The sequence below is a fragment of the Aquaspirillum sp. genome, from assembly GCF_055136605.1.
In genome coordinates this window covers 1-21,653 of the sequence record NZ_JBSQVP010000041.1, presented here as the reverse complement: position 1 = coordinate 21,653, position 21,653 = coordinate 1, and the positions used below count along the sequence as shown (strand labels likewise).

General features: G+C 50.6%; 14 protein-coding genes and 1 pseudogene. 11 read left to right on the top strand and 4 right to left on the bottom strand.

Translation table 11 applies throughout. The features are described 5' to 3' along the window. The coding region (locus ACTBZS_RS08230; protein ID WP_463043808.1) for a methyl-accepting chemotaxis protein at positions 1-1,189 on the top strand (1,189 nt) is incomplete at its 5' end. Positions 1,190-1,323: 134 nt separating this feature from the next. Here the strand turns inward: ACTBZS_RS08230 and ygfZ are convergent. Together ygfZ and rlmD are read right to left on the bottom strand one after the other, a co-directional pair. Further along, positions 1,324-2,241: a CAF17-like 4Fe-4S cluster assembly/insertion protein YgfZ gene (ygfZ, locus tag ACTBZS_RS08225; protein WP_463043807.1), complete on the bottom strand. Its 918-nt coding sequence runs from the start codon at positions 2,239-2,241 to the stop codon at positions 1,324-1,326. Positions 2,242-2,328: 87 nt separating this feature from the next. Then, positions 2,329-3,714: a 23S rRNA (uracil(1939)-C(5))-methyltransferase RlmD gene (rlmD, locus tag ACTBZS_RS08220; protein WP_463043806.1), complete on the bottom strand. Its 1,386-nt coding sequence runs from the start codon at positions 3,712-3,714 to the stop codon at positions 2,329-2,331. A gap of 110 nt (positions 3,715-3,824) precedes the next feature. On the opposite strand from rlmD, the gene ACTBZS_RS08215 reads away from it, so the two are divergent. The 9 genes and pseudogenes from ACTBZS_RS08215 (at position 3,825) to ACTBZS_RS08175 (ending at position 14,359) form a co-directional block, all read left to right on the top strand. Beyond that, on the top strand, positions 3,825-4,931 hold the full coding sequence (locus ACTBZS_RS08215; RefSeq protein ID WP_463043805.1) for a L,D-transpeptidase: 1,107 nt from the start codon (positions 3,825-3,827) through the stop codon (positions 4,929-4,931). 118 nt (positions 4,932-5,049) lie between these two features. Next, positions 5,050-5,229 (top strand): annotated as a pseudogene (locus ACTBZS_RS08210) (hypothetical protein); the annotation flags it as partial. After that, a complete protein-coding gene (locus tag ACTBZS_RS08205; protein ID WP_463043804.1) occupies positions 5,192-5,791 on the top strand; it encodes a methyltransferase domain-containing protein in 600 nt (199 codons plus the stop codon). The pseudogene ACTBZS_RS08210 and the gene ACTBZS_RS08205, both read left to right, overlap by 38 nt. 54 nt (positions 5,792-5,845) lie before the next feature. After that, positions 5,846-6,319 carry a copper chaperone PCu(A)C gene (locus ACTBZS_RS08200; RefSeq protein ID WP_460429570.1) on the top strand — a complete coding sequence of 158 codons (474 nt, stop codon included), beginning with the start codon at positions 5,846-5,848 and terminating at the stop codon, positions 6,317-6,319. 98 nt (positions 6,320-6,417) lie between these two features. Continuing rightward, positions 6,418-8,040, top strand: coding sequence for a methyl-accepting chemotaxis protein (locus tag ACTBZS_RS08195; RefSeq protein ID WP_463043803.1), 1,623 nt, complete (start codon positions 6,418-6,420; stop codon positions 8,038-8,040). Between the two features lies 1 nt (position 8,041). Continuing rightward, positions 8,042-8,914, top strand: a complete 873-nt coding sequence (locus ACTBZS_RS08190; RefSeq protein ID WP_463043802.1) for a Rossmann-like and DUF2520 domain-containing protein — start codon at positions 8,042-8,044, stop codon at positions 8,912-8,914. Positions 8,915-9,182: 268 nt separating this feature from the next. Next, the gene (locus tag ACTBZS_RS08185; RefSeq protein WP_022654519.1) at positions 9,183-10,631 is read left to right on the top strand and encodes an OmpP1/FadL family transporter; all 1,449 of its coding nucleotides are present in this window, start codon (positions 9,183-9,185) and stop codon (positions 10,629-10,631) included. 133 nt (positions 10,632-10,764) lie between these two features. Then, the gene (locus ACTBZS_RS08180) at positions 10,765-13,140 is read left to right on the top strand and encodes a 3-hydroxyacyl-CoA dehydrogenase NAD-binding domain-containing protein (protein ID WP_463043801.1); all 2,376 of its coding nucleotides are present in this window, start codon (positions 10,765-10,767) and stop codon (positions 13,138-13,140) included. A gap of 16 nt (positions 13,141-13,156) precedes the next feature. Further along, on the top strand, positions 13,157-14,359 hold the full coding sequence (locus tag ACTBZS_RS08175) for an acetyl-CoA C-acyltransferase (RefSeq protein WP_022654517.1): 1,203 nt from the start codon (positions 13,157-13,159) through the stop codon (positions 14,357-14,359). Positions 14,360-14,789: 430 nt separating this feature from the next. On the opposite strand, the gene cphA is transcribed toward ACTBZS_RS08175, so the two are convergent. Together cphA and ACTBZS_RS08165 are read right to left on the bottom strand one after the other, a co-directional pair. After that, positions 14,790-17,387: a cyanophycin synthetase gene (gene cphA, locus ACTBZS_RS08170; protein ID WP_460429566.1), complete on the bottom strand. Its 2,598-nt coding sequence runs from the start codon at positions 17,385-17,387 to the stop codon at positions 14,790-14,792. Between the two features lie 15 nt (positions 17,388-17,402). Then, the gene (locus ACTBZS_RS08165; protein ID WP_463043800.1) at positions 17,403-19,550 is read right to left on the bottom strand and encodes a cyanophycin synthetase; all 2,148 of its coding nucleotides are present in this window, start codon (positions 19,548-19,550) and stop codon (positions 17,403-17,405) included. A gap of 392 nt (positions 19,551-19,942) precedes the next feature. Here ACTBZS_RS08165 and ACTBZS_RS08160 point away from each other — a divergent pair. Further along, a partial coding sequence (locus ACTBZS_RS08160) for a cyanophycin metabolism-associated ABC transporter (RefSeq protein WP_463043799.1) occupies positions 19,943-21,653 on the top strand: 1,711 nt, incomplete at its 3' end.

Here is a 21,653-nt window from a genome sequence, read left to right as displayed (position 1 = left end):
TGATAGCTATGTCGAACAAAACCGCCGCACCCGAGAAGACAAAATCGTTGGCAAAAGTCGTAAGGTAGAAATTTTTCGTAAAGATGGCCGCAAACGCTGGGGTGAGTTGTCGCTGTCTCGTGTCGAGCTCGAAGGCAAAATCTGTTACACCGCTTTTGTACGCGATATTACTGAAGACGTTGCCTTACAAGAAAAAATGCATGTGCTGTCGTTGGTAGCAGATACCACACGCAACTCGGTAATTATCTGCAATGCAGCAGGGGAAATTGAATACTGTAATGCCAGTTTTAGCCAACTCACCGGCTATTCATTCGACGAGATGCAAGGCAAACGCCCGGGGCAATTTTTACAAGGTGCCGATACCAACCGCGAAACGGTCGAACAAGTCAGCCAAGCATTAAAACAGAAAAAATCGATCAGCACCGAAATCCTCAACTACCACCGCAATGGTAAGCCCTATTGGATTTCAATGACCATCAATCCAATTTTGGATGAAAAGGGTGTACTACAGCGTTTTATTGCCATTGCCGCTGATATTACCGCCACCAAACAAAATGCTTTGGAATTTGAACAACGCTTAGAAGCCATTTCGCAAAGCATGTTAGTCGCTGAATTCACAGCTGAAGGTGCCTTGCTAACCTGTAATACCGCGATGGCCGATTTTATTGATAGCACACAATCGCAGCCCTTACAGAGCTTATTACCAAGAAATTTATACCAACAGGTATTGGCAGGCGCATCGGTTGAATGTGAATTACGGCCAGCACACCAGCCAGAACAGATGTTGAACGCCACCTTGTCTGGGCTGAAAGACCGCCAAGGCAAAGTGAACAAAATTTTATTGTATGGTTACGATGCGTCGAATCGTTCCGCCGCGATCAGTGAAACACTCAAAGCGATGCAACAAGTGTTATCTGTGACAGAACGCATTGGCGCAATTGTCGGCAGTATTCATAGTATTGCTGATAAAACCAATCTGTTATCACTGAATGCCTCGATTGAAGCAGCACGTGCTGGTGAAGCAGGGCGCGGATTTGCCGTGGTCGCTGATGAAGTTCGCGTGTTGGCCGGTCAGTCGGGCACCTCAGCGAAACATATTGGGCAATTAGCACAAGAAGCGCAAAGCTGTGTGGCAGCGCTGTCGGATTCGCTACAACGTCTCAGCCAATCTCAACGCGGCCAAGGATAATAAAAAAATACCCCCCGCCGAGGCGGGGTAGTCATGTTCGAAAATACGAATAATTCGATAGGAGCGAACACATCGGTTCGCCCCTAGGGGTGGATCAGCAAAGCCTATCCACCTTTAAAACAAATACAACGAAGTTATGTGGGTAGGGCGTAGGGCAATTCAGCAAAACTGAGCGTGGGGCCCGTGGGTGAGCCGAGGTGGATGCCATCGGCAAGATGGCTGGCTTGCACTACCGCTAACACATCGCAACTTCCATCGTCGTTGGCGACAGCAGACACAATATTCCCAATTGTTTGTTCACCGGTCAGCGCACAAAACAACGGTTGACCAGCTTGGGCATGAGCGGCAACTTGAGCAGGAAACATCCGACGCTTGACCTTGCCGATATATTGCGTGCGAGCGACGATTTCTTGGCCCGGATAACACCCTTTTTGGAAACTGATCCCCCCTCCCAACAGTTCCAAATTACACATCTGTGGCACAAACATTTCTTTGGTTGGCAACGTAATCCACGGCACTGCCGCCACAATATCCTGCCGTTGCCATTCCGTATGCGGCGCCTGCGGCAAGGTCGCCAAGGCAGAGGCAAGAGGTGTACCGTCTGTCACAACAACCATTGCCCGCTGTTCTGGTAGCCCCAATAGATGTACTGGTGCAGCGCTTTGCTGTTGCCAATCTGTCACCGGCGACGTGGCATAAGCCGTAGCAGCGGCCTGCCGTGCTTCTGCCCCCACTAGACCGTAGATTTTCGCCTCAGTCAGCAAACTGGCTTTGACTTTTGCCCGCAGGATAAACATCGACAAACGTTTTAATGTCGCCTCGGCCAAATCCGCCGACACCAACAAGTGATAAGTGTCGGCAGCCGCTTGCCATAGGATAAAACTCGCCTGCATCCGGCCCTTGGGCGTGGAATAGCTGGCTAAACGGCAGCGTTGTCCATCCGCTTCGCGCACATCACAAGATAACTGCCCCTGCAAAAAACTTTGTGCTTCAGGCCCAGTAAAAGCCAATACGGCTAAATGATCTAACTCGGCAATAAAAGGCGCATTCATCGCATATTTCCTTCGCGGTTTAATCTTGGGGCTCAAACTCAGGGCAAAACCGGCTAGCACAAGCACCAGCCGGTCGGACGGACACAGTTATTCTGCTGTGATAGACGCGTCTTCCATCGCAGCAAGTTCTGCAGCAGTTTTACATGGCGCTGTTTTTTCAAACCAAGCTATTGATTCGACATGTGCGGTATGTGGGAACATATTCACGATACCAGCCGCTTTAAGGGTGTAACCCTTGGTATGGACTAACACCGCTGCATCACGCGCCAAGGTCGCTGGTTGGCAGGACACATAGACAATCCGCTGTGGTGCAGTGTCATCGGTAAACGATTTACACAGTGCCAAAGCGCCATCACGCGGTGGATCGATTAACATTTTGTCAAAACTGCCCAATGCTGCCAGTTTGTCTTCATCGATTTCAAATAAGTTAGCAATTTGATATTGGGTACGGTCTTTCAGGCCATTGAAGTCGGCATTTTCAACAGCGCGTTCGATCAGCTGTGCACTGCCTTCCATCCCCAATACCGTGGCACCGCTGCGTGCAATCGGCAAAGTGAAGTTACCCAAACCACAGAACATATCGGCAACCCGTTCTCCTGCTTGTGGATTGAGCAAAGCCAGCGCACGTTTCACCAACACTCGGTTAATCCCCGGGTTGACTTGAGTAAACTCAGTCGGCTTATACGGCATCTCAATCGAGAAATCTGGCAGGGTATAACTCAGTTGTGGCACATCCAAGGGATAAAATGGATAGACACTGTCTGGGCCACGAGGCTGCAACCAGAATTGCAACGGCTGTTCTCGCCCTTGGTTATATTGATCGGCAAAGGCTTGCAGATGTTGTTCATCAGCTTGGGTCAGTGCATCCATATTACGCAACACCAAAGCATCGACATATTCACCGCAGGCGATTTCAATTTGTGGCATCCGGTTATAAATCGACAACTGCCTTACCAAACCACGCAAAGGCACCATTAAATCGGAGATACGTTGCGGCAAAATATGGCATTGCTGCATATCAGCGATAAAACTCGACCGCCGCTCGTGAAACCCGACCAAAATGGTATTTTTCTTTTCGACCCAACGTGCTGACAAACGTGCACGATGGCGATAACGCCAAGTGGGGCCATAAATTGGTGGTAGAATGGTTTCTGGTTTGACTTTAGCAATATGCGCTAAGTTGTCTTCTAATACCCGTTGTTTAGCCGCAACTTGTCCCGTTGGTTCAACATGCTGCATCGAACACCCGCCGCAGACACCAAAATGTGGGCAGGCTGGTTGTGTCCGTAAAAAACTTTCTTCTAACACCTTAACGGTATCGGCTTTTTCAAAGCTGGGTTTTTTACGATAGCTGGAATACTTCACCCGTTCATAGGGCAAGGCACCGCCGATAAAGATGGTTTTACCGTCGACATGGGCAATGCCCTGTCCTTCATGGTCGAGCGATTCAATACAGGCAACCGGAAAAGGCATAATTTTCCCCACGCAAAAGGGCGTATTTTCGCAAAAAAAACCACAGTCCGTACACGGAAACACAACTCCCGTTATACTGCGACTTTGTTCACCCCTTTTGCATAGCTGCCATGAGCCGTTTTCCTTCTTCCTGTGTACCGCGATTTGTCTTGTTATCCTATGTCTTGGTGGGGAGTGCCCTCAGTCCATGGGTGATGGCAGGCATCCCCGAACCTGACTTTATGGTCGAACAACAAGGGCTGCATGTGGTGATTAACGTGCCACAAACCCGATTGTTTTTATACCGTGATGGCAAGCTAGACCAGTCGTATCCGGTTGCGGTCGGAAAAATGCTGACGCAAACACCAGCAGGTGAATACACCGTCACCGCGATTGCACGCAATCCAACATGGCATGTACCGAAGTCAATTCAAAAAGAAATGGCAGCAGCAGGAAAAGAAGTGTTAACGGTCGTTCCCCCCGGCCCCAGTAATCCATTGGGCAAAGTGTTTGTCCGCTTTGGTGAACCACGCTTAGGGTTGGGGATTCATGGCACAAATGTGCCGTCTTCAGTGCCGGGTTTTCGCAGTCATGGCTGTGTGCGAATGAAAAACGAGGATGCGTTGACTTTTGCCGGCAGAGTATCAATCAGCACGCCCGTTTCGGTAATTTATCAACCCTTATTGTTAAACACCGATCCACAAGGTCATTTATGGCTCACCGTGTTGCCAGATGCGTATAAAAATGGCCGTGAAACGCAGCGTATTCGCCATGTAGCAAAAACATGGGCAGAGGAAAATAAGCGGAAATTAGAACTCAGCCGCTTTGATGCAGCATTAAAAGCAGGCAGCAAGGCAGCAAAACCAGTGTGTTTGTCATGTTCACAAGACAATCCCCCTCGCCCCAATCAGCTATTGGCGCTCAATAAATCACCTCGCGCCACGGTGCCAGTGTCCACATCACCCACACCCGTCGCAACACCAGCAGTCAATGAAACGGATCTTGCTGAACCCGCTTTGCGTGAGTTGGATCAATCCATGCCAAGTGTGGAATCCCCCAGCGAACCGACGGTTAGCCCGTTGTTGGAAGCCCCTCGGCAACCCAAACCAACTGCACCAGAAACCATTGGTCAGGAATTGACAAATAAACCAGTCAAAAATAGTGAGGCTAAACAAAAACCGACCCCTGCTTTATTACGTCAACCGAAACCTGTGCAGTTAGATACGCCGTTGTTGTGATAAATGAGATGCTTGGGTTGAGAAAATCAACCCAACCGAGTTCAAATCCATAGCTGTTTTTGCGCCTAGCCCTCGACCTTTGAGAGAGTTGGCCGAATGAGATTAATTTTCCGATGCAGCATGGGAGGATTATCTGTTCTGGCAAAAACAAGATCGCTGCTTGGTTGACCGAATTAACAAGCCAATCAATTCAAACGGGGTTTTCTTTATTGTTCCGTGGCACAATTCACCCTTCGATAAAATAAAACAGGTGATAGGTCATGGCACAGGACAGTTCTCTACCCGATTTTTGGTGTAAACGTTATCTTTCGGACGTGATGCCTTGGGATGCTGGCGGCGTACCAGAGGAGTTTATGCAATACAGTCAACAGATCACACCACAACACACCATCTTTATCCCGGGATGTGGTACTGGATATGAAGTCGGTTGGCTGGCGGAGCGTGGTTATGCCGTTGAAGCAATTGAATTTAGCCCAGCCGCGTTAGAAATGGCACAAAAGGTGCTCGGTGAATTTGCACAACACATCCATGCCGGAGATTTTTTTACTCACCAACCAAACAAACCATTTGATTGGGTTTATGAGCGCGCTTTTTTATGTGCGCTACCTCGTAAAATGTGGGCAAGTTATGCTGAAAAAATGGCAAACATCATTGCACCTAATGGCGTATTAGCCGGCTATTTCTTTATTGGCGACCACCCAAAAGGCCCACCCTTCGGCATCTCACAAGCAGAATTAACCACATTACTCAGCCCACACTTTAGCTTAGAAAGCGATCAAGCCAGTGTTGCTCCCTTGCCTGTCTTTGCAGGCAAAGAACGGTGGCAAGTTTGGCGTCGCTGCGACAATCTGTCGCATTGATCTCTCCACAAAGCTCGCCTATTGTGCGAGCTTTGATTATTTTCTGGGGTTTGTATGTCTTTTCTGCGCCACGTTGCCCTTGCTTGCGCCATCGTTGCTTTGCCTGCCTTTGCCCATGATTACAAAGTTGGCAATTTACATATCGACCACCCGTGGGCGCGTGCAACACCCTCGGGCAGCCAAAATGGTGCGGCGTACTTAACTATCAACAACCAAGGTGAAGCAGATAGCTTATTGTCAGCCTCAGCCACGGTATCTAAAACCGTTGAACTGCATACACACCTCAATGAACAAGGGGTGATGCGGATGCGCCAAGTGCCGGAAATCACTGTTCCAGCACAAGGAAAAGCCGAACTGAAACCGGGCGGCTACCACATCATGTTAATTGGCCTGCAACAGCCACTTAAGCAAGGTGAAAAATTTCCACTGACACTCAAATTTGCTAAAGCTGGCGAAGTCAAGGTAGAGGTAGCCGTAGAAGGTCTCGGTGCACCACAGCCTAAAATGATGCACGGCCATCAGCATTGATTTAACAAAACATTCTGTATCCTATAGCAAAAAAACAATTTACAATTTCTTTAACATTTACATTGTGGATTGTCAGTATTTTGCTATAGGAGAACGCCGTGCTGCAGGACTTTTCACTACGCGCCAGAATGCGCATTATCATGTTCATGGTCTGTGCGCTATTTTGTATTGCCGCAGCACTGGCTTTGTTTGGCTCGCACCTTAGCCAGCAAAAATTCAGTCAACACATCGACCAAGAACAAATCGCCCGTTACAGCATCACCAAACTCTATGCCAACGGGCTGCAAATGGGGCAAGCACTGCGCAATATCTTGCTCGACCCCAGCCATCCACAAGCTTATAAAAACTACGATAAAGCGCATGAAGTCTTTGAAAAAGAACTGAATGTGCTCAAAAAAGTGGGGGAAAGTTTGCCTCGCGCCGAACAAGAATGGCAAGAAATCAACCACTTGTTCAATGCACAACATGCCCAACACGAACCGTTAATGGCGCTGATTAAACAAGGCGAATTACAACAAGCACAACAATTTCTCAACCAAAACGAAACCCCAAAATGGCGAGAATTGCGTAGTTATTTACTCGATAGCATTCAACGCTACGACCAAGACATCGAACAAATTCGTCAGCAGTTAGAACAAGATATTCAACGTTGGCAACAACTGGCGCTGTTGTTTATGGCGCTGGCTATCTTGGTTGGTATTGTGTTGGGCCGTTGGCTAGTGCGCCATGTTTTGGCACAAGTCGGCACCGAACCACGCAAAGCAGCTCGTATTGTCCACACCATTGCTGCCGGTGATTTAACCCAACCGATTCCTGATACCAATGCTGAAAGCGTGTTGACTGCGGTACAACACATGCAATCGCATTTAAAAGACCTGATCAGCCGCATTCGCAGCCATGCGAAGGCCTTGGCACAACAAGTCGAACAAGCCGATCAACAAAGCGTTGTCCTAGCCGATACCGCCCGTCAACAAAGCGACGCCGCGCAAGCGATGGCAGCAGAAGTCGAACAGTTGTCAGTTGCGATCACTGAAGTAGCAGAAAACGCACAAAAGGCGCGGGAAAAAGTGGACGATGCTGGTCATATCGCAGCAGAAAACGGCGCTGTGATTCAAAAATCTAGCCAAGAAATGCAAAGCATTGCCCAACAAATCCGCACCACTGCCGACGTCATCACCGAATTAAGCGAGGCATCTAATCAAATTTCGCATATCGTGGCGATGATTAAAGAAGTGGCCGAACAAACCAATCTATTGGCCTTAAATGCCTCCATTGAAGCGGCACGGGCGGGTGAATCGGGGCGCGGGTTTGCGGTAGTCGCCGATGAAGTACGCAAATTGGCAGAACGCACCCACGCTGCCACCGGCGATATTGTCAACACCATCAGCGCCATGCAGCAGCGTTCGCAAACCGCCGTCCAACACATGGAAGAAACCGTCAATCAGGTGGAGCATGGTGTTACGTTGTCTAGCCAAGCCAGCCAAGCCTTTGCCCATATCCACACCGATGTGATGCAAATTTTGCAATTAGTGGCAGGTATTTCTCATGCACTACAAGAACAGCGCAGTGTCAGTCAATCGATTGCCAACCATGTTGAAACCATCAGCAATATGTCGGTGAACACCAGCGCCGCTGTCAGCGAATCCGCCCAAGCGATGCACCAACTACACGGGCTGGCCGATGATATGCGCCAATCCGTCAACGCTTTTAAAGTGCATTAAAATGAGCAAGTTACATCTAGTCGGTGCTGGTCGTGTCGGTAAAACCTTGGCCTATTTATTACAACAACAAGGGGTGCAAATTGGCGGCATTGTTTGTCGTCACTTTGCCCATGCCCAACAGGCTGCGACTTGGTTACAGCAAGGCCATGCCTGTGCTGATTTAACAGCCTTGGCCCAGCTGCCCCCTGCCAGCAGTGTGTTATTGGCAACTCCCGATGATGCTATCGCCGAACAATGTCTGGCCTTGGTACAACACGGCATTATTCGGCCGAATATGGTGGTGTGGCATGTCAGTGGGGCATGTAGCAGTGCCCTATTAGCGCCAGCACAGGCCGCTGGGGCAGTGGTGGCATCAGCGCACCCCATCCGCAGTTTTGCCAATGTTGAACAGGCCATTGCCCAATTTGCTGGGACTGCGTTTGCCCTCGAAGGGATGCCGCAGGCGTTGGCTTGGTTGACACCCAAAATCCAAGCTATCGGCGGTCAACCCTTTGAATTAACAGGGGATAAACGCTTATACCATGCCGCTTGCTGTGTGGCATCAAATTATGCCGTTGCGTTGGCGGATTTTGCCCTTCAGTTGGCACACCAAGCTGGCTTATCACCCGAAACCGCCCGCCATATTTTGCAACCGCTGGCCAGTCAATCGTTGTCCAATGCCTTTCAACTGGGGCCAAGCGCTGCGCTAACTGGGCCGATTATGCGCGGCGATATCGACACCGTGCGCCAACACCTGTCTGCTTTGATTTCAGTCAAAGAGCAACAGCGTTATCAGGTTTTGGGTCAAGTCGCCCTCGAATTGGCTGCACCACGGTTATCACCAGCGATTTATGCCGAATTACACACCCTATTATCTGCAGTGCACAAACCATAATTTAACGTATTTTTTAGCATTTTCTGTTTTTATTGCTGCGATGCAGCAAATGTTATGCTGAGTTTCTCTGTTTTTTGGTGAATGTGGTCAAGATTAACCAAATGTTGCATTCATGCAACAAAGTTGCGGCGATCACAAATTAAAACGGTCGTTTAGAATGCACATTTGAATGGCTCTGCTAGTATCTATTCACTGGCTCGCGCCATTTTGCTGCTGAACTAGACACACCACAGGCCAATCAAGGCCGGAAAAAAGAGGAAGACTCATCATGAACATCAAGCCTATCAGCCTTGCTATCGCTGTGCTCGGCACCGGTTTCACTGTGTTGAGTGGGGCCAGCTACGCATCGGGTTATCACTTCGGTACCCAAAGCGTTTCCGCTCAAGCCACAGCCAACGCCAGCGCCGCCGAAGCCAACGATGCCACGACACTGTTCTACAACCCAGCCGGCATGACTCGCTTGAAGGGCACCCAGTTTTCGGGTGCCTTAAACTTAGTTGCGCCAAGCGTGAAATACTCCAACGCCAGCGGCAACTACCCTAACCAACCTGCACGTAATCCTGCCAATCCCTCCCAAGTCGGGATCAAACCGGGTACCGCCATTGCTGGCAGTACAGGCGGTAAAATCACCGATGATTTGATTGTGGTGCCACAAATGTACCTCACCCATCAAATCAACGACCGCATCACCGCCGGTTTAGGGATTTACGTGCCGTTTGCGTCCGAAACAGACTATGAGCGGACATCGGTATTGCGCTACAACGTTAACCAAACCTCTCTCACCACCATCGACATCAACCCAACGATTGCTTTCAAACTGAATGACCAACACTCGGTGGCAGTGGGTTTGATTGCACAACGGGCAGAAGCCGAGCTGCGCCAATATGCTAACTTTGCCGGTGCGGTGTTAGGGATTCCTCACGGTGTAGCGGATGGCTATGCTGAAGTGGAAGGCGATGATTGGGGCTTTGGTTTTAACCTCGGTTGGTTGTGGGAAATCGACCAAGATACCCGAATTGGCCTGTCTTACCGTTCGCCAATCAAGCATACGCTAAAAGGCAAAGCCGACTGGACGACCCCTTCCTCTGGCCCATTTGCTGCCGTCGGTGCCGTGGCACAAGCGAATGGTTATATCGACAGTGATGTGTCAGTTGATATCAAAACGCCAGAGTCGCTTTCTTTACATGGCTATAAAAAGATTGACCCGAAATGGGCAGTAATGGCCGATTTGACATGGACGAAACACTCACGTTTTGACAAAGTCGATATTCAATACGCAGTACCGAAAAACGCACCATTCTCACAAGCCGTACATGGCGGTGTCCGTGCACCCGCGACAACATTAAATCCAAAGTGGGATGACACTTGGAAACTGGCTATCGGCGCGAGCTATCAATACAGCGATCCATTACAACTGCGTTTTGGTGTCGCCTACGATAAATCGCCAGTGCCAAGCGAAGATTTCCGCATGTCAACCATGCCAGATAACGACCGTATTTGGTTCTCAGTCGGTGGCCGCTATGACTTTGATAAGAAAAACTCGCTGAATGTGGCATATAGTTATGTCCACATCAAAGACTCCAAAGCCAAGGTCAATGGCTATTGCGGCGGAGCCACAGCGGGTGCAGTGAACTGCGTATCCAGCTACACCACAGGCCAAGCAGAATATAAGAGCCATGCACATATCTTAGGCGTTCAGTACAACTACCATTTCTGATCGACCTATGATGAGGAAAGCAGGGGATTTACTTCGCTGCTTTCCTGTGCTGCAATGCACCACACATTTTTTTGCTTATCGTTTCAAACAAACGTATGATTTTGTTTGTTGAACGTTGCCAACCGAGGAAACCATGTCTCAATCCAACTTTATTGTGCGTAAAGTCGCTGTTTTAGGTGCCGGGGTGATGGGGGCACAAATTGCTGCTCATTTGGTGAATGCCAAAGTGCCAACCATCCTGTTTGATTTGCCAGCCAAAGAAGGGGATAAAAGCGCTATCGCGAAAAAAGCGATAGACGGATTGAAAAAGCTTAAGCCTGCCCCGTTCGCAGCCAAAGATCGCGCCGCCTATATCACCCCCGCCAACTACGATGAACACCTCGAGTTACTAAAAGAATGCGACTTGGTGATCGAAGCCATCGCCGAACGCTTAGATTGGAAAGCAGACTTATATAGCAAAGTTGCGCCTTTCCTCGGTGAGCAAACCATTTTCGCCACCAATACCTCCGGCTTATCGATCAATGCTTTGGCGCAATCTTGCCCAGAGTCGGTTCGCCCTCGTTTCTGCGGCGTACACTTCTTTAACCCACCCCGCTACATGCACTTGGTTGAGATTATTCCTTGCCAAACCTCTGAAGCAGGGATGTTGGATAACCTCGAGCGTTTCTTAGTCTCGACTTTGGGCAAAGGCGTGGTCCGCGCAAAAGACACCCCTAACTTCGTGGCAAACCGCGTTGGGGTATTCTCGATGTTGGCAACCATCGCCAATGCCGAGAAATACGGTATCCGTTTCGATGTGGTTGATGATTTAACCGGCCCGCGTTTAGGCCGTCCAAAATCCGCCACTTTCCGCACTGCAGACGTGGTTGGCTTAGACACCTTTGCCCACGTTGTGAAAACCATGCAGGACACGCTGCCAAACGATCCTTGGCATAGCCTGTTCCAAAGCCCAAGCTGGCTGCAAACCCTGATTCAAAACGGTGCCCTCGGCCAAAAAACCAAGCGCGGCATTTATAAAAAAGACGGCAAACAGATGTTTGTCCTCAACCCAGCCAGCGGTGAATATGTCGAGGCAGGTCAAAAAGGGGATGATGCGGTTAAAAACATCCTCAAAGAAAGCAACCCAGCACTGAAATTCAAAAAACTGCGCGAAAGCCAATATCCACAAGCACAATTCTTGTGGGCTTGCTTCCGCGATGTGTTCCATTACATCAGCTACCACTTGGCCGATATTGCCGACAATGCCCGTGATTTAGACCTCGCGATTCGTTGGGGCTTTGGTTGGAGCGTTGGCCCATTCGAAACATGGCAAGCCGCTGGCTGGCAACAAGTTGCCACTTGGTTGCAAGAAGACATTGCCGCTGGTCAAACTTTAGCCACAGCCGCCCTGCCTGCTTGGGTGACCGAGGGTGATCGCGCTGGCGTGCATTTTGCCGATGGTTCTTACAATGCAGCACAACAAACCCTATCGCCACGTTCCACCCTGTCAGTCTATCAACGTCAACTGGCGCCGGCTCGTGTCTTAGGCGAAACCGCACCCGATTTAGGGAAAACCGTCTTTGAAAACGAAGGCGTGCGTGCTTATAGCAATGGTGATGGTGTGTTGGTGGTCAGCTTTAATTCCAAAGCACACGCTATCGGCCCACAGGTGTTAGAAGGCGTTAACAAGGCGTTGGACATTGCGGAAGCCGAATATCGTGCCTTGGTGATTTGGCAAACTGAAGAGCCATTCTCTGTCGGTGCTGATCTGCAGTCGATGATGCCAGCCTTTATGATGGGCGATTGGAAAGGTATCGAGAACATTGTCAAGAATTTCCAAGACACCTCGATGCGCCTGAAATACAGCCAAATTCCTGTTGTTGCTGCAACACAAGGCTATGCCTTCGGTGGTGGATGTGAATTTGTGATGCACGCCGATAAAGTGGTTGCCGCTTTGGAAACCTATATCGGTTTGGTGGAAGTGGGCGTGGGTCTGTTGCCAGCCGGTGGTGGATGTAAAGAATTTGCCCTGCGCGCTGCCAATGAAGCCAAAGGGGATGTGCTGGCGGCGGTGAAGGATTACTTCATGGCGATTGCAACGGCTAAGGTCGGCACCAGCGCGCTCGAAGGTCAAGAAATCGGTTTTATTAAGAAAACCGATACCGTGGTCTTCAATGCCTATGAGTTGTTGTATGTTGCCAAACAAGAAGCCTTGGCAATGGCAGAAGCCGGTTACCGCCCACCGTTAAAAGTCAAAGCTTTCCCCGTAGCAGGTCGTGCGGGTGCCGCTTCGATTAAAGGTCAATTGGTCAATATGTTAGAAGGCCAATTTATCAGCAAACATGATTTCACCATTGCCAGTTTGATTGCTGACATCATGACCGGTGGTGATGTTGAACAGGGCACCTTGGTTGATGAGCAGTGGATTTTGGACTTGGAACGCAAAGGTTTTATGCAACTGCTGCGTAACCCACTGACCCAAGCCCGTATTGCCAATATGTTGACCACGGGTAAACCACTGCGTAACTAATTCGGAGAACTGTGCAATGAGCAAGCAAATTCAAGAAGCCTATATCGTCGCAACCACGCGTACCCCTGTTGGCAAAGCCCCTCGCGGCATGATGCGCCATGTGCGCCCAGATGACATGCTGGCCCACGTGTTAAAAGGCGCTTTGGCCCAAGTGCCGGCCCTCGATGTTAATTTGATTAACGATGTGGTGGTCGGATGTGCGTTCCCTGAAGCAGAACAGGGTTTGAACATGGCACGTATCGGTGCTTTGTTGGCAGGTCTGCCCGATACTGTCGGTGGTATCACCATCAACCGTTATTGTTCTTCTGGTATCAACGCAGTGCAAATCGCTGCCGACCGGATTCGTACTGGTGAAGCCGATGTGGTGATTGCCGCCGGTGCGGAATCAATGTCCTTGGTACCGATGATGGGCAATAAGGTTTCGCTCAACCCAGCAATTTTTGCCAAAGATGAGAACTATGCTATTGCCTATGGCATGGGTTTGACCGCAGAAAAAGTGGCCGAACAATGGAAAGTCAGCCGCGACGACCAAGACGCTTTTGCCGTCGAATCACATCGCCGTGCTTTGGCGGCCATGCAAGCCGGTGCTTTCCGTGACGAAATCACGCCGTTGGAAGTCACATATCGCACGCCAAACTTGAGCACCGGTGAAGTGGAAAGCCAAGTGCGTTTGCTCGATAGCGATGAAGGCCCTCGCGCTGATACGTCGTTAGAAGGCTTGGGTAAATTACGACCTGTCTTCTCGGCCAAAGGCTCGGTCACCGCAGGCAATAGCTCGCAAATGTCCGATGGTGCCGGCGCAGTGGTGTTGGTCTCGGAAAAAGTGCTCAAGCAATTTAATTTGGTACCTTTAGCGCGTTACGTCAGCTTTGCTGTGCGTGGTGTGCCACCGGCTATCATGGGGATTGGCCCGAAAGTGGCCATTCCAGCCGCCTTGCAACAAGCCGGTATCAGCCAACACGATCTGAAATGGATTGAGCTGAATGAAGCGTTTGCGGCTCAGGCGTTGGCAGTGATGCGTGATTTGGAGTTGGATGGTCAAATTGTGAACCCTAACGGTGGTGCGATTGCCTTGGGCCATCCATTAGGCGCAACAGGTGCGATTCGTACTGCGACATTGGTTCATGGTATGCGTCGTCGCGGTGAAACTGGCTACGGTATGGTGACAATGTGTATCGGTACCGGCATGGGTGCCGCAGGGATTTTAGAAATCCTCTAATCCCAACAGTTGTAGGGTAGGCACCACAGTGCCTACCACATCGACCAACGGCAAAATATCACCGTATGTCATCCAGAACCGCCTTGCCCTGAATAGGGTGAGGCGGTTTTTTTTGGTGTTATGTTTTGGTGGCTTGCTTCAAGCCGTTTTGCAAAAACGCACGCCGTAACACCGCAGGGGTAGGGTAGATAAGCGTAGCGCATCTACCAACACTAGGATTTCAGGCAAACATTGCTTGAAAACCCCTTTGCAATCAAAATCATTGTGATTTCACCAGAAAATCCACATTGGATTTAGAAGTGATTTGGTGGATGCGCTATGATTATCCACCCTACTACTACTGCTTTCTCCATAAAAAAAGAGCGACCCCATCGGCTCGCTCTTTTCAATCCAACACACCCAACAGGCGCACCGTAGCGCGCCGTGATCTTTAAGCCAATGCTGGCGTTGGGCGTTTTGCCTCAGCAATACGCTGCTTAATATGCGCCAGCGCCTCTTCCACCTGATCAATCAAAATCAAACACAAATCACCCGCCTGCAACTGACCTAGCGCATGATCAATCGCCACAAACTCACCTCGCACCTCTTGCACATCACGCGTCCGCGTGGCATCAGCCAATCCCTCACGCAACAACGAAATCACCTCACCGTCGGCACGTCCACGCTGGCAAGCATCTTGATACAACACCACCGTATCAAACGCATCACCCAAAATACGGGTTTGTTGACGTAAATCCTCATCTCGACGATCCCCCGCCCCACTGATCACCACCATCCGCCGCTGCGCTGGCATGGTCGCAATCGCTTGTGTCAGCGCGTTAATCGCATCGGGATTGTGGCCGTAGTCAGCAATCACCGTGGCTTCAGCATAGCTGAACACATTAAAACGTCCCGGGGCGGTGTCGGCATCACTGGTAAACGAGGCCAAACCACGGCGAACTTCATCCCAATCACGCCCTAATGCCCATGCCGCACCCAAGGCCGCCATCGTGTTTTCCACTTGGAAACCCAACAAACCTTGGCCGGTTAAGGGAATATCGGCGAGGGCAAAGCGTTGCACCACCTGTTCACCTTCGGCCAACACAATCTGCCCTTGCTCAACAAACACCACCCGTTTACCGGCGGCACGATGCGCTTGCAAAACGGGATGAGAGGCCTCGGAAGCAAAGAAAGTCACCTGCCCCGGGCAGTTATCCGCCATATTCGCCACAATCGGATCAGCCGCATTCAACACCGCCATGCCGGTTGGGGAGACATTTTGCACAATCACCCGCTTAACCACAGCCAAATCTTCTACCGTGCTGATATACGACAAACCGAGATGATCGCCTAAACCGATATTGGTGACGATGGCCACATCACATTCATCAAAGGCCAAACCTTCACGCAACACCCCACCCCGTGCGGTTTCCAACACCGCCGCATCGACATCCGGATGCAACAACACATTGCGTGCACTGCGTGGGCCGGCGCAATCGCCGGTATCAATTCGCTGCTCACCGATATACACGCCATCGGTGGTGGTCATTCCCACACAATCGCCGTGCATTTTCAGCAAATGCGAGGTCAACCGTACCGTAGTGGTTTTGCCGTTGGTACCAGCCACCGCCACAACAGGAATGCGGCCATTGCTTTGATTTGGGAATAATTCGTTGATGATGGCTTCGCCCACTGCGCGCCCCTGACCAAACGAGGGTTCGAGGTGCATCCGCAAGCCGGGGGCGGCGTTGACTTCAACAATGCCACCGCCTTGATCTTCTAAGGGGCGGTCAATCGCTTCACACACAATATCCACACCACAAATATCCAACCCCACCATCTGGGCCGCTTCAATCGCCCGTGCGGCTAATTCGGGATGAACTTGATCGGTGACATCGGTGGCAGTGCCACCGGTGGAAAGATTGGCATTATTGCGCAAGACCACTTTTTGCCCTGCAGCAGGAATCGAATCGGCAACAAAGCCTTGAGCCTGCAAGCGCGCCAGCGCAATATCGTCAAAACGGATTTTGGTTAAAGAAGTGGCATGACCTTCACCACGGCGCGGATCGGCATTCACCTGATCGACCAACTGGCGGATGGTATGCACACCATCACCGATCACCAACGGCGGTTCACGACGGGCAGCGGCAATCAATTTATCACCCACCACCAATAAACGATAATCCTGACCCGGCAAATAGCGTTCGACAATCACTTCATCACTGATCGCCTCAGCCGCCGCATACGCACGCAGGAAATGGTCATGGTTGTCGATGTTGACCGCCACCCCTTTGCCTTGGTTGCCATCACGCGGCTTAACCACCACCGGCAAACCAATGTCCAACGCGGCTTGCCAACCTGCAGCAGCATCGGTGACTGAGCGTCCTTGTGGTACAGGGATACCAGCGGCGTGGAGTAAGGCTTTGGTCAAATCTTTATCTTGGGCAATCGATTCTGCCACCGCGCTGGTGCAATCTAATTCAGCGGCTTGAATGCGGCGTTGTAACTTCCCCCAGCCCAATGTCACCAAACTGCCATCGGTCAAACGGCGGAAAGGAATATGACGGGCTTGGGCCGCATCCACAATCGAGCCGGTGCTCGGCCCTAGGCGCAGGTCTTCATCTAATTCATGCAATTTGGCGATGGCGGCAGCCACATCAAAAGATTGTTGTGCTAACACAGCGGCAATCAATTGCTCAGCATACTCAAATGCCAACCGCCCGACTTGTTCTTGGGTGTATTGCACCACCACTTGATAGACACCAATCTCTACCGTCTGCGTGGTCTTACTAAAACGAATCGGCGAACCAGCGGTGGCTTGCAGATGAAATGCCACACGCTCTAACACTTGTGCCAGCGATACCGGCAAGGTTTGCCCTTCTGTTGCCAACTGTCCCAAACTCGGCAGCGTTTGCCGCAGGTTTGCTTCAAAATTTGCCAACAATGCCACATCACATTCATTGGGGGCACACGACACAATCGCTTCGATGGCGGTGTGGCGGCTCCACAGATTCGGTCCCCGCAGGGCACGCAGACGAGAGAGTTCCATAACAAACGAGTCCTTTTATACGGAGTAAGAGACAGACCAAGTTGGCAAAGCAGCCACCCGCTCAAGCAAGCTTGCCGGTGAAACATTCATTGCCCAAGCGGTGGTTAAAGCCGCGAGCTGTGCGGTTGAGAACGACTGAGAGATGGCCAGCGATTGCGACTGCTGCCCCTCATGGAATACCAAGGTGTTGTGCTGCTGTTGCAATACCCGCCCACCTTCAGCCAGATGGGCAATTAAGGCGGGAGATAACGGCTGTTGAGTGAAGAACGACACCGCACCATCAGACAAACGGGCCATCTCCGCCACCAGCGCATCATCAGCGTTTAACACTGCCGCACCACTGGCCAGCACCACATCAATCTGACACCGAAAGATAGAAGAGACTTTTTCTGGGCTGTCGATATAAAACGGCCCCAGATGCGCGTTGACGTCAATGTCGGTCAACACCCCAATATGACAACGATCATAAGAAAAGCCTTCACTCAACAAGCCCTCGGCTGTGTGCTCAATCACCGCCACATCAACAGCGCGGTTAATCAACAACCGTTGTCCCGCTTGCCATTGCCGTTGGTCGCCACTCGCCAAACAACGTTGGTTGAGATACAAGCCATTCGCGCCAGCCAGACCCACGACTTTTTTCGGGCTGTCTTGCAATAAAGCCGCTGTCAGCGCAGCCGCTTCGCTGCTGTGCTGCGAGCCCATCACACCAATCACCGGAATACGACCTTGTTCACCTTCCGCAAACAAATGATCGACAATGGCACGACCAACAGGGCGCGGTTGACCTGCCGCCGGTTTTAAGTGCATTAACAACCCCGGGCCAGCATTGACTTCGACAATCGCCCCGCCTTGTTCCGCCAATGGCCGCGAAATATCTTCTGCCACCAGATCGACACCGGCAATATCCAATCCAACTACCCGTGCCGCCAACGCCACCACTGCCGCCACGTCAGGGTGCACTTCATCGGTGCAATCAAACGCAACGTTGCCATTGCGTTGAATCAATACCGACTGTCCCAACACAGGAATTGACTCACCATCGACAAGGCCTTGCCGTTTCAACTCTAACCGTGCCGCAGAATCCAGACGGACACGATTTAAGGGATGTTCTTCGCTGCTGCCGCGCCGAGGGTCGCTGTTCAGTTGACTGTCAATCAGGGCATCGATGCTAGACACGCCATCACCCACAATCCATGCCGCTTCACCACGTGCAGCGGCAACCACTTTTTTACCAACCACCAATAAGCGATGTTCATTACCCAACACAAAACGCTCAACAATCACGCCACTGCCTTCTTCCACCGCAATGGCGTAGGCTGCTTCGACTTCTGCCTGAGTCATCAAGCAAGTAAACACGCCACGCCCATGATTGCCGTCGTAGGGTTTTACGACCACGGGTAAGCCAATATCCTGCGCAGCATCCCACGCATCCGCTGCGCTTTCGACTAAACGCCCCTCGGGTACGGGTACACCGCAAGCTTGTAACAACGCTTTGGTCAGGTCTTTATCACGCGAAATGCCTTCGGCGATGGCACTGGTGCCGTCACTTTCTGCTGTCCAAATACGGCGCTGGGCTTTGCCATAGCCTAATTGGACTAAATTGGCGTCATTAAGACGGATATAAGGAATATCCCGATCATCCGCAGCATCAACAATGCAAGCGGTACTTGGCCCCAAACACTCGTCATCCGCCAAATCGCGCAGGGTTTCCACTGCGTCAGCCAGATCGAAGCTTCGATCTTCAATCGCTGCCATCAGCAGATCACGAGCAAAGTACAAGGCGCGGCGGGTCAGCGGTTCGTGCCATGCCCGCACGACGACCTTATAAACACCGCGAATTGGGGTTTCTCTGGCTTTACCAAAACCACCGGGGAAACCGGCTAAGGTTTGGAGCTCAAGCGTGATGTGCTCCAAGATATGACCGGGCCATGTGCCCTCTTGCACACGACGCAAAAAACCACCGCGTTCACCATAGCTACAACGGTGTTCAATCAACCCCGGCAACCAAGTGGATAAACGCTCGTATAAACCGGGAATGGTATTCGAAGGACAATCCTCTAAATCGCCAATATCAACCCATGCTTCTAATACGGGACGATATGTCCAAATATTGGGACCGCGCAGCGAAATAATGTTCAGAAATTCAATGTATTTCTTATTCATAGTGTTTTACCATTTTGCTATGGCTTTTTGCATCGCTTAAATACGCTTGTTTTAACAATATGTTTTTTTGCATTAACAGCTGTTGTACAAGCGCGTTGATTTGGCTGGCACTATACACTTTGCGCGCCAGCAATTAAACTGCGCGCTGTTTGTTACCAAAACAGCCAATTTTTACACAAGCCATTGTTTTTACAAGATTTCTTTGTATTGAGCGTAGTTTTTACACAAATTGTTACATATTCGATGCGGTGCAACATGGTGCAAATCGTGTTTTGTAACAGAATGTAATGCAAAGTAATCGATTGAAAAGAAAAAACGGTCTGTTAATCGCTTTGCGCGAGCGTGTGCGGTAACATTTTCTGTGCAGAATCCGTGTTATAGGTAAAATAACGATGAAAATAACAACGGCAGAGCTAGTTAAAAGCTCGGATATCACTGCCTTATTCAATTCAGGCGAAAAAGTGATTGTCCGGTTAGAAATGGATTTAACCACTGACTTACATTTTGTCAGCAGTGAATTGATATTAACTAACCAACGCTTATTCAGTCAGGTGGCAGGACAAGCAGAATGGCAAGTCTGGCCACTCCATGAGGGCCTGCGCTTGGTACGCTCGGATCATGCGGGGGTCGGCTTGCTCGAATTGGGTACGGCGCAAGAGCGCTTGACCTATTGGCGCTATCGACTGGGCCGTGATGAGGCAGTCCGGCGTTTGGTTGACCAATTCGAACAATTGCAACATCAAACCCATCTTGATGATGGCAAACACTATTGTGATAGTTGCCATGCTGAATTGCCCGAAGGCGAAGACAGCTGCCCACAATGTGACAACCCCGAACTGACACCGCCTTCGACATGGACTTTGCTACGGCTGTGGCGCTTCGCCCGACCATATCAAGGCCAGCTATTGCTCGGCTTTCTGTTGACGTTAGCGTCCACCGCTGCCACCTTGGTACCGCCTTATCTCACCATGCCACTGATGGATAATGTGTTAATCCCGTTCCAAAACGGTGTGCCGATTGACCCTTACACCGTGATGTTGTATTTGGGTGGTTTATTGGGTGCGGCATTGTTGGCGTGGGGTTTAGGCTGGGCGCGAACCTATATTTTGGCTTTGGTCAGTGAACGCATCGGGGCCGATCTACGCACAGAAACCTATGAACATCTCTTAAAGCTGTCGTTGGAGTATTTCAGCGCAAAACGAACTGGCGATTTAATGGCGCGCATCGGCTCGGAAACCGACCGTATCAACGTTTTTTTGTCTTTACATCTGTTGGACTTTGCCACCGATGTCTTGATGATTACCATGACAGCGGTGATTTTATTCTCGATCAATCCGTGGTTGGCGTTGGTGACTTTGCTACCCCTGCCGTTAATCGCGTGGATGATTCATGTCGTGCGCGACCGTTTGCGTACCGGCTTTGAAAAAGTCGATCGTATCTGGTCACAAGTGACCAATGTACTCGCCGATACCATTCCCGGAATTCGCGTGGTCAAAGCCTTTGCCCAAGAAGAACGCGAAACCGGACGCTTCCGTGATGCCAACCAATACAATCTTGCAGTCAATGATAAGGTCAACCGCGTTTGGTCATTATTCACACCAACTGTAACTTTATTGACCGAGATTGGCTTGTTAATTGTCTGGGGGTTTGGGATTTGGCAAGTCTCACAAAATCAAATCACCGTCGGGGTCTTGACCGCCTTCTTAGCCTATATCAGCCGCTTTTATCTGCGGTTGGACTCGATGAGCCGCATTGTGTCGGTAACACAAAAAGCTGCCGCCGGCGCCAAACGGATTTTTGACATCCTCGACCATGTTTCCAGCGTGCCAGAAGCCAGCCAGCCGCAACAACTGGCCGAGGTCAAAGGCCAAATCGAGGTCAAACAATTGGGCTTCCGCTATGGCAATCGCACCATCTTGCGCGACATCAACCTTAGCATCCAACCCGGCGAGATGATCGGCTTGGTGGGCCACAGCGGGTCAGGCAAAAGCACGTTGGTGAATTTGATGTGTCGTTTCTACGATGTATCAGAAGGCTGCATCAAACTAGACGGAATTGATATTCGCCAGCTGCCGATCGCGCAATATCGCGGCCAAATTGGTT

Coding starts and splice junctions, on each gene's coding strand:
- ACTBZS_RS08180 (WP_463043801.1), top strand. CDS start 10,765: ATGTCTCAATCCAACTTTATTGTGCGTAAAGTCGCTGTTTTAGGTGCC.
- ACTBZS_RS08165 (WP_463043800.1), bottom strand. CDS start 19,550: ATGAATAAGAAATACATTGAATTTCTGAACATTATTTCGCTGCGCGGT.
- ACTBZS_RS08200 (WP_460429570.1), top strand. CDS start 5,846: ATGTCTTTTCTGCGCCACGTTGCCCTTGCTTGCGCCATCGTTGCTTTG.
- ACTBZS_RS08205 (WP_463043804.1), top strand. CDS start 5,192: ATGGCACAGGACAGTTCTCTACCCGATTTTTGGTGTAAACGTTATCTT.
- ACTBZS_RS08175 (WP_022654517.1), top strand. CDS start 13,157: ATGAGCAAGCAAATTCAAGAAGCCTATATCGTCGCAACCACGCGTACC.
- rlmD (WP_463043806.1), bottom strand. CDS start 3,714: ATGCCTTTTCCGGTTGCCTGTATTGAATCGCTCGACCATGAAGGACAG.
- ACTBZS_RS08215 (WP_463043805.1), top strand. CDS start 3,825: ATGAGCCGTTTTCCTTCTTCCTGTGTACCGCGATTTGTCTTGTTATCC.
- ACTBZS_RS08190 (WP_463043802.1), top strand. CDS start 8,042: ATGAGCAAGTTACATCTAGTCGGTGCTGGTCGTGTCGGTAAAACCTTG.
- ygfZ (WP_463043807.1), bottom strand. CDS start 2,241: ATGAATGCGCCTTTTATTGCCGAGTTAGATCATTTAGCCGTATTGGCT.
- ACTBZS_RS08185 (WP_022654519.1), top strand. CDS start 9,183: ATGAACATCAAGCCTATCAGCCTTGCTATCGCTGTGCTCGGCACCGGT.
- cphA (WP_460429566.1), bottom strand. CDS start 17,387: ATGGAACTCTCTCGTCTGCGTGCCCTGCGGGGACCGAATCTGTGGAGC.